The organism is Desulfolithobacter sp., assembly GCF_054025815.1.
On record NZ_JBPMMS010000019.1, the window covers coordinates 1 to 7,830 of the forward strand.

A 7,830-nucleotide genomic window follows, 5' to 3' on the forward strand; every position below is an offset into this window, starting at 1 on the left:
TGGTGACTATTTTGATCGTCCGGTACACCCAGTCGGCATGGTCTTCCGCTTCTTCTCGTGTAGTTGCGCATACAACAAAGACACCGAATCTGTCGGCATGACTGCGCACCGGTGGGACCCGGTCACCAGGTTGATACCAGAATTCCAGTTTATGCAGCCATGGCTGTCGTCGGACCTCCTCCGCACCTTCTATGCGGATCAGGGTCCCGGGCTCGGGGAAAAAATACCTGTTGACCACCCCTTTCTGGAATCGGGGTCTAAGTAAATCCAGATCCGGTTCGCGTCCGATGGCGATATTGATGGCTGCTTCAACGATATTGACGCCGCAGCCCAGCGGGATGAGGCTTTCGGAAAAATCACCGCCTGAGAGGCGGGTGGCCATCTCTATCATTTTTGGACCTTCCGGGGAGAGGACCACATCCCCCTTGACCACACCGTTTTCGACCCCGAGAGCGAGCGCCGCCCGCTCCACCAGCCGTTCAACAGCCTGTCGTTGACCGGAGGTGACACGGCTGGGAACCCAGCCGCCGTTTTCAATGATATGGGGCGTATAACGGTGCAGCAATTTATAGTTGCGGTCAGCAAAGCCCGGTGTATGGGCCCTGCCCTGCCACATGACTGTTTCCGTGCTGATCTGCAGGCCGGACAGAAATTCTTCTACCATGACCTGGCCTGTGAAAGAAAGGTCTCGGGATTGCTCGTACAGTGCCTTGAGATCGCAGCTTTGGTTCAGGTAAAATACCCCCCGGGCTCCGGAACGATCCACCGGTTTGAGAACCAGCGGATATCCCTGCTGCCCGACCGTCTGGATTAACTCATCGAGGCTGTGGATGGACCGAAACCAGGGAACAGGTACGCCGTGATCTGCGAAACAGCGCTTCATCAGGTACTTGTTGGTCGACAGCTCTGCCGATCTCATGGGGATGTGCGGGGTGCCAAGATACGATGCAAGTTCACAGACAACCTGCGGAATATCACTTCCCATGACAAGCACTCCGGCGATGGGACCCTTATCCCGCTGATACCGATCGATCAGTTTTTTCAGTGCCGGAATGTCCGTGGTGCTGATCTTCGCATGGTCGTCAGCGAACTTGAAACCAGGAGACGTTGCCTGTCTGTCCACCACCAGCACCCGTAATCCCATGCTTTTAGCCGTCCGGATGGCAAAGATCTGGTCCGCACTGGCTCCCAGCAGAAGAATGGTCTGCCGGGCCTGTTGTCCCTTCTCAGCCAAGGTAGGCTCCTCCACTGACGCTGATCACCTGACCGGTGATATAGTTCTGTTCTTCAGAGGCCAGCAGGATGCAGGTGCTGGACACGTCCTGCAGCTGACCGGGCCTTTTCACCAGGGTCATGTCGATTATCTTCTGTCCGGCAGGACTGGCGAGTTCGTCCGCTGTCTGGTCTGTCCACATGATGCCCGGAGCCACTGCATTCACCAGAATATTATGTTCGGCACCATAACGGGCGATCACCTTGGTGAGGCTGTTGAGTCCGGCCTTGGAAACGGCATAATGGACGGTCTTGGGTCCGTGGTATTGGCCGGCAACAGAGGAAATGTTGATGATGCGGCCACTTTGTTGCTTCTTCATGTAGGAAAAAACTTCCTGGCTGCAGATGAAAGGTCCCTTGAGGTTGACTTCCATGATCCGGTCCCAGTCTTCATCGGTCGCCTCTTCAAACCAGCCCCGCCTGTTGATCCCGGCATTGTTGACCAGGATGTCTATCCGGCCAAATTTCTCTATTGTCCTGCAGAACATCTCTCTGACTTCCGGCCGTCGGGATACGTCGGCCCGGATCGCCATGGCCTGGCTTCCGGCTGTCTGTATTGTCTTTACAGTTTCGTCGGCGAGATCGACCCGGGATATATAGTTGATGACTATACGACATCCTTCCCTGGCAAAGGCAAGAGCGATCTCCCTGCCGATACCGCGGGATCCACCTGTAATGACGGCGATCTTGTCTTTCAGGCGCATATCCCCCTCCACCTGGTTTATCCTTGAAAAAATTCGAATTCCTTCCTGAATGTCTCGAAATAATGTCTCAGAGTGGCCCGTGAAACATTATCCTCGTTGAGATAAATGGCCTGCTCAAGATCAAAGGACTTCTCCTTCAGGTAATCGATATTGAGTCGGCTCCAGTCCATCTCTTCACTGACCAGTCCTTTCTGCATGGCAAGGTCCCAGTAAGGTGTGCCGGGGATGGGCATGGTGAGATAAAACCCGTGGATCTTCAGCACCCCCTTGTTCCTTTTCAGGAACTGGTAGGTCAGCTCCAGGTCCTCTTCCGTCTCCCCGGGGCTGCCGAAAATAAAGGAAGCGCGTACGTCCAGGCCCAGTTCCCGGCACAGATTTATACAGCGCTGATGATGGGCGACCGAGGCATGCGGACCCTTGATCTCCTTGAGTAATCGGTCTGATCCTGTTTCTCCTCCGAATTTTATGGAAGTGAAACCCATCTCCCTGGCCATGAGGAGGATGTCTCTGGAGGCAAGGTTGGAGGAGATGAAGCTGTCGAACCGAAACTGACCGGCAAGCCCTTCGGCTCGCATCATCGTCACGATCTCGCGGACCCTTTTAGGATCGGCAAAAAACAGGTCATCGAGGAGATGGATGCTTGTGGCCTCATAGGTTTTCTGCAGATATTTCAGTTCCTGGACAAAGTAGGCTGCACTGTGTGGCCGGAATCTTCTCCAGTGTCGGGACGATGCACAGAACTTGCATCGATAGATACAGCCCCGGGAAGAGAACTGAAAGATATTTTTCGCTCCGGGCGATATATTCCGCTTGGGATAGGGCAAGAGGTCTATGGAGGATAACGGTTCAACGGGCTCGGTGATTTTGACGGCTCCTGATCTGTCATGATAACAGATTCCCGGAATGTGGCGGAGACTGGATGGGGACAATGCGCCCTCGTCTTGCAGGAGTCTCACAAGGTGGAGGAACGTCGTTTCTCCCTCGCCGATGACGCCTGCATCAAAGCAGCTTGGCAGTTGCTGTGGTAGCGAGGTCACATGGTATCCTCCAAGCAGGACAGGGATTGCGAGATGCTTTTTTATCTTGCGGGCATGCTCCAGAGCTTCATTGAAGCATTGGGAAACAGAACTGATCCCGACCATATCCGGTTTCTGGAGGAAGACGTCATTGACGTCGGCCGTGATCTCTACCGTGACATCGGGTAGATGTTTTTCCACGTAGGAGGCAAGGTAGCCGATCCCGAGCGGAAGTTGCCTTTTGTGGAGCTCGTCCTCTTTGAGTGATGTGACAAGGAGTGTGATCTTCATGAGGTGTGTCGGTCCCCGGTTTCCCTTGGTGTTGTAACTTTCAGGTCTGAGGGATCAGTACTGTAAAATACATATGTTGTTTCCTCGACATGGTATAGGGCAATGTCGCGGGAGAGCCGGTCAAGGAATCTGGTGATTTCATACCTGGGATTTTTGTAGTCATGCCACACGATAATACCTCTTTTGTCACCTCTGAGCATTTTGAAGGCTTGCTCTGTGTCCGAGGAAACCACATCGAGATGGTGTCCGCCGTCGATGAGGATGAAGTCAATCTGTCCGGTAAACCGCGAAAGATCCATTGTGGTGGAATCCCCATGGAGTTCCTTGATACGTCCGGCCTCTGCCAGGCCGTGGAACATTTTCCCTCCTTGCCTGCCGGTGGCGAAATTCTTTTTTTCAAAGTCATCAAGTGGTGTCTTGGCGGTTATTTCGTCGAGGTCGACAGTAAAAACTGTAGCCTTGCTGTTGAGTGCAAGAAGGGTGGTCGTTTCCCCGGTATAGGTGCCGAACTCAAAAATGGTTTCCGGCCGGCCAAGTTTCACGAGTGCTGTCAGAACAGCTCGTTCCAGCATGGAGGTGAGAGATTGCCTGCCCGGCAGGGGAATGGTGGCCAGTTGTTCGTTCTTGTCAAGAAGGTCGAAGATGGTGTGTGGTCGTAAGCAATGCATCGCTGTCCTGGACGTCTGGTAGTTGATGAGGGTGGTCGATCCTGGACCTGGTGGAGGAAGGTCTCCTGGCTTCGGCAAGGCGTGTTAGCGCATCAGGTCAATGGCCAGATCAGCATACCGGTTAATGTCTGTTCTGGTCCGGTCGATTTTGTTTCGGACCGTTGCGGATACGGAAATTTTGTTTTGCATCAGGTCCTTTGTTTTATGGATAATGGTTTTCGGCCGAAGGTGTGCAAGAGGTATGCAGTAGCTGTTACAGCCAATGAAATCCATGAAGCTCGCCACCTTGGGATGGTAGCCGATGGCCACCGATGGTACTCCCTGGATAGCCGCATAGACATTGGCATGCAGGCGGGTACAAATGGCAAGATCGCAGGTTTTGTAAAGGGTCAATGCCTCGTCAACAGACAGATGGTGATTTATACTAAATACTGCATCCTGGTGCTGCATTTGTTCGGTGATGGCTCGGGCTACTGTCCTGTCATCCTGCTCTGGGCTTCCATGCTCGTATGTGCAATGCGGAATAAAGAGCATGTTGACGTTGAAGTATTCGATCACTTGATCAAGGGATGATGCCATCGTTTCAATATATCGTTTGTACTCCATCCCCATCTGCCTGGCTACCGCTCGAACGGAAACCGCAAAAAGTTCTCTTTTGCTTCTGCTGCCACCGAATGAGAATGGATACTGGGAATGATGGATTGGCTCAAGGCCCAGAACAGGATCTGGAAGAATGTGTATTCCAGCCGTATGACCGAGTGCGTGCAGGTATTCCGCACTTTTCCGGTCTCGTACGGAAATAGCATCTGCCAGTTTCGCAGCCAGCCGTGTCATTTTACGCCCGAGAGTCGTTTCCAGAGGACCTATGGAGACTCCAAACCATAGTACGGGTGTGTCTGTCATTTGGGCCATGAGGGTGAGAATAACAAAATAAGGTACAGGGCCTTTGAGCAGGTCGATCGTGTAGTCGACAAAGGCATTGCCTGCACCAAGTATCAAGAGGTCAGCGTTTTCAATATGGCTGAGCAGGCAATACAGGTGCCGCCTGTCGTCGTCGTGATTGAAGCCCCGGAACCATCTTCCTTGACCAGCCTTTCTGCTCTCATGTTCAAAGTTGGGCAGAGTATCGAGCCCATATGGTTTGTACAGATCTTCCGTGGCATGACGGCTGATCACAGCTCCCTTAAGGTCCGGGCAGCGGCGCTTCAGTTCTCGGTAGAGGACGAGAAGTGCGGCATCGTCGCCCTGGCTGCGAATACCGTACGCCCCTGCAAACAGAACTCTTTTGGCCATTGGTCACTCCGCTTGATGTATGTCGGAATCCTTGGCAGGCTGTTGAAAAACCGCTACGCTCGATGATACTGCACCAAAATCCAAGGTGTAGTTGTCGGGTCCCAGCTGATCCCGGGAAACGAAAATATGAGCGTGTTTGTGACCTTTTACATGAAACATTGCGTCGTCTCTTATGTTGCAGATATAGCATTGCAAGATTAGCATGGCTGACACTGGGGCGCAATTGAAAAATGCATATTTATTCTGTAAAATTAACGAATTATCGCCGAATAGCTTTTTACGGATCCAACATGCATGGCGTCTCTTTAAGCCGGAAAAGACAGCGGAAAGGCACGCCGGGAAAGCGTGCCGCTGCCGCGTCGCGGATGTCCTCAAGTAAGGTCCGGTTGCTCACACTCGCCAGGATCAGCCAGGGTGCGAGATTTTCAAGGGCGTGGTCGTCCAGGATGGAGGCCGCCAGCAGCTTGTGGTTTTGCTTGGCGGGGTTGGCGTCATACACGCACAGCCTGGCCTGCAACTCCACAGGCAAGTACTGTAGAACGCCAAGCAGATCAACTCCTGCACCCCAGACGAGTACGCCGTCAGCCGCGGGCGCATCGTTCTCCAACAGGGCGGCCAGTTCGGCAGCCGCCCGGCGAGAGGATCGTTGCTGGCAGGCGAGCTGGCGGGCGAACAGCTTCCCGGCGCCCAGACCCCCTGTGGCGACCAGGCACAGGCAGGGATAGCGGCCTACGTCCCGGTCCGACAGATGCACGACGGCCAGTCCTCGTTCGGTGATAGCCGAGGTCAGGCCCGGACCCGTGAAGTGGTGGAGGTGGGTGGTGTGGATGTTCTGGCCGATATGGTAGTCGCCGTCTGAGGCCAGCAGCAGGGAGGAGGGTACCTCCAGTAGTAGCCATCCGCGGTCGGTGACGAATCCCGCCAACTGGTCCAGGAACAAGGCGGGGTCGTGCACGTGTTCCAGGACGTGGCGGCAGATTACCAAGTCGCAGGAGGCCGGTTCCAGCTCTTCTGATGCCACCAGGTCGGCCAGGGTGCCGTGGATAATGCGGTGGGACGAGTATTCGTCGTTGGCGCTCGGCGCCGGCTCCAGACCAACGGTCTCCAGTCCCCAGCGACCAGCAACCAGGTCCAGGAGTGCTCCGTCGGCACAGCCGACTTCCAGGCAACGGCCGCTGGTCAGCCCCGTTATCTTCTGCAGCAGATCCAGGCGATCCTCCAGGACCGGGGTTTTGTAGACTGTAGTATCGGCCACTGTCCGAGGAGGCGGGGTGTTCGCGTAATAGCGGTTCAGCGCAGCTACTGTCGGCAGGGGATACTGAGATACAGTGCCACAGTGGTCGCAGACCAGATAGGTCGCGGTAAGATGTTGCAGGACCCGGGCCGGGTGCCGGTCGTCCATGACCGGCAGAACCTGGGTCCCTGCTTCGGTGCGGTCGAGAGCTCCGCACAGGGGGCAGGGTGAGGATCCTGGCATCAGAAGCCCTCCTCCGGTGGTGTATGGCCGGTTCTGGTTTTCAGCTCCAGTCCCCTGGTCACCGCCAACGGGAGATATATGGCGGAATCTGTCAGTGAAGATGAAACACTGTTCTTCATAACTTATGAATTGCCCTGATTGGCTCTGGTGGCCAACAGTTGAATTCACATCTGGAGAATCCTTCCACCCTTTGTGCCGATAAAATGTGGTCCTCGATACAGACATGGCTTGGCAGGCTGTTTTCGTGCCAGCTGTGCTGTTCTGCGAGGTGAAGCGTCCACCATCTCGTTTCTCCGTTTCTTTCTTGACTCGTGCTCTTGCAGGGTTCGGAAGTTATAGGCGCCTGTACAGCGCTTTCCTGGCTTTTTCCATCATCTCTGGATCGGGGATGGGACGACGGATTTTGCTGAAGATTGACTTCATCCACAGAAGGAATTCTAGTCGCCCTACTGGCTCCTTTCGTTCTTCCCATGGATGACGTTGTTTGATTATGCATGGACTCGGGGTGTAATGGTACAGTTATCATGGTGATTACTCCTGCTCCCCCCCCTCCACTAATTCCTCAAGGGGCTGGTGACTCTTTCTCATTGGTACAGAGGGTTCTGATCCATCGTAGCGGGTGGTTTCACAGATGCTCTCGGGTGGAGGCAAGGGGGCGCAGGCCGTCACCGGAATCCCGGCGCCAGGCGCGATCAGGCTCTTCCGATGGCATGACTTTTTTTTCCCGAACACCGTCCGCGGCCATGCCGAGCCTGATTGTCTCAATCATTTCCGAGGCGTTCTCCGGCAGCCAGCAATGTCCAAGAGAATACTCTTCGCCTTTTCTGTCCAGGTCCAAGTGGAATTCCACCAGCGAGGCGCCCCATTTATGGACGGCTCGATATATCACGGCCGACGAAACACTGTGATCAGACCATCCTACCCGGCAGCCAAAATGTTGCCGGAGTGTTTCGATGACCGCCAGGCTGCACTGGTCCACGGGCGTCGGGTAGGCAGAGACGCAATGAAGGAGCGTGATGTCGCGACAACCTGCTTCCCGTAATGTCGTGACTGCCTCGGCAATTTCCTCCATGGTCGCCATGCCGGTGGAAAGAACAACTGGCTTGCCG

Annotated in this window: 7 protein-coding genes; all 7 read right to left on the reverse strand. The window is 54.6% G+C overall.

All coding sequences use genetic code 11. From position 1 onward, the window contains the following. Positions 1–1,234 (reverse strand): ATP-grasp domain-containing protein (locus tag ACXJJY_RS05315; RefSeq protein ID WP_456385751.1); only part of this gene is annotated, 1,234 nt, incomplete at its 3' end. After that, the gene (locus ACXJJY_RS05320) at positions 1,227–1,976 is read right to left on the reverse strand and encodes an SDR family NAD(P)-dependent oxidoreductase (RefSeq protein WP_456385753.1); all 750 of its coding nucleotides are present in this window, start codon (positions 1,974–1,976) and stop codon (positions 1,227–1,229) included. The genes ACXJJY_RS05320 and ACXJJY_RS05315, both read right to left, overlap by 8 nt. A 17-nt stretch (positions 1,977–1,993) precedes the next feature. After that, positions 1,994–3,283, reverse strand: a complete 1,290-nt coding sequence (locus ACXJJY_RS05325; RefSeq protein ID WP_456385755.1) for a B12-binding domain-containing radical SAM protein — start codon at positions 3,281–3,283, stop codon at positions 1,994–1,996. Then, on the reverse strand, positions 3,280–3,951 hold the full coding sequence (locus ACXJJY_RS05330; RefSeq protein ID WP_456385757.1) for a class I SAM-dependent methyltransferase: 672 nt from the start codon (positions 3,949–3,951) through the stop codon (positions 3,280–3,282). Before ACXJJY_RS05330 ends, ACXJJY_RS05325 begins: the two co-directional genes overlap by 4 nt. Positions 3,952–4,035: 84 nt before the next feature. Further along, positions 4,036–5,244 carry a polysaccharide pyruvyl transferase family protein gene (locus ACXJJY_RS05335; RefSeq protein WP_456385759.1) on the reverse strand — a complete coding sequence of 403 codons (1,209 nt, stop codon included), beginning with the start codon at positions 5,242–5,244 and terminating at the stop codon, positions 4,036–4,038. 277 nt (positions 5,245–5,521) lie between these two features. Next, on the reverse strand, positions 5,522–6,721 hold the full coding sequence (locus ACXJJY_RS05340; protein WP_456385761.1) for a class I SAM-dependent methyltransferase: 1,200 nt from the start codon (positions 6,719–6,721) through the stop codon (positions 5,522–5,524). 625 nt (positions 6,722–7,346) lie between these two features. Continuing rightward, positions 7,347–7,830, reverse strand: a 484-nt coding sequence (locus ACXJJY_RS05345) for an N-acetylneuraminate synthase family protein (protein ID WP_456385763.1), incomplete at its 5' end; no start/stop codon positions are given.

Coding starts and splice junctions, on each gene's coding strand:
- ACXJJY_RS05325 (WP_456385755.1), bottom strand. CDS start 3,283: ATGAAGATCACACTCCTTGTCACATCACTCAAAGAGGACGAGCTCCAC.
- ACXJJY_RS05340 (WP_456385761.1), bottom strand. CDS start 6,721: ATGCCAGGATCCTCACCCTGCCCCCTGTGCGGAGCTCTCGACCGCACC.
- ACXJJY_RS05320 (WP_456385753.1), bottom strand. CDS start 1,976: ATGCGCCTGAAAGACAAGATCGCCGTCATTACAGGTGGATCCCGCGGT.
- ACXJJY_RS05335 (WP_456385759.1), bottom strand. CDS start 5,244: ATGGCCAAAAGAGTTCTGTTTGCAGGGGCGTACGGTATTCGCAGCCAG.
- ACXJJY_RS05330 (WP_456385757.1), bottom strand. CDS start 3,951: ATGCATTGCTTACGACCACACACCATCTTCGACCTTCTTGACAAGAAC.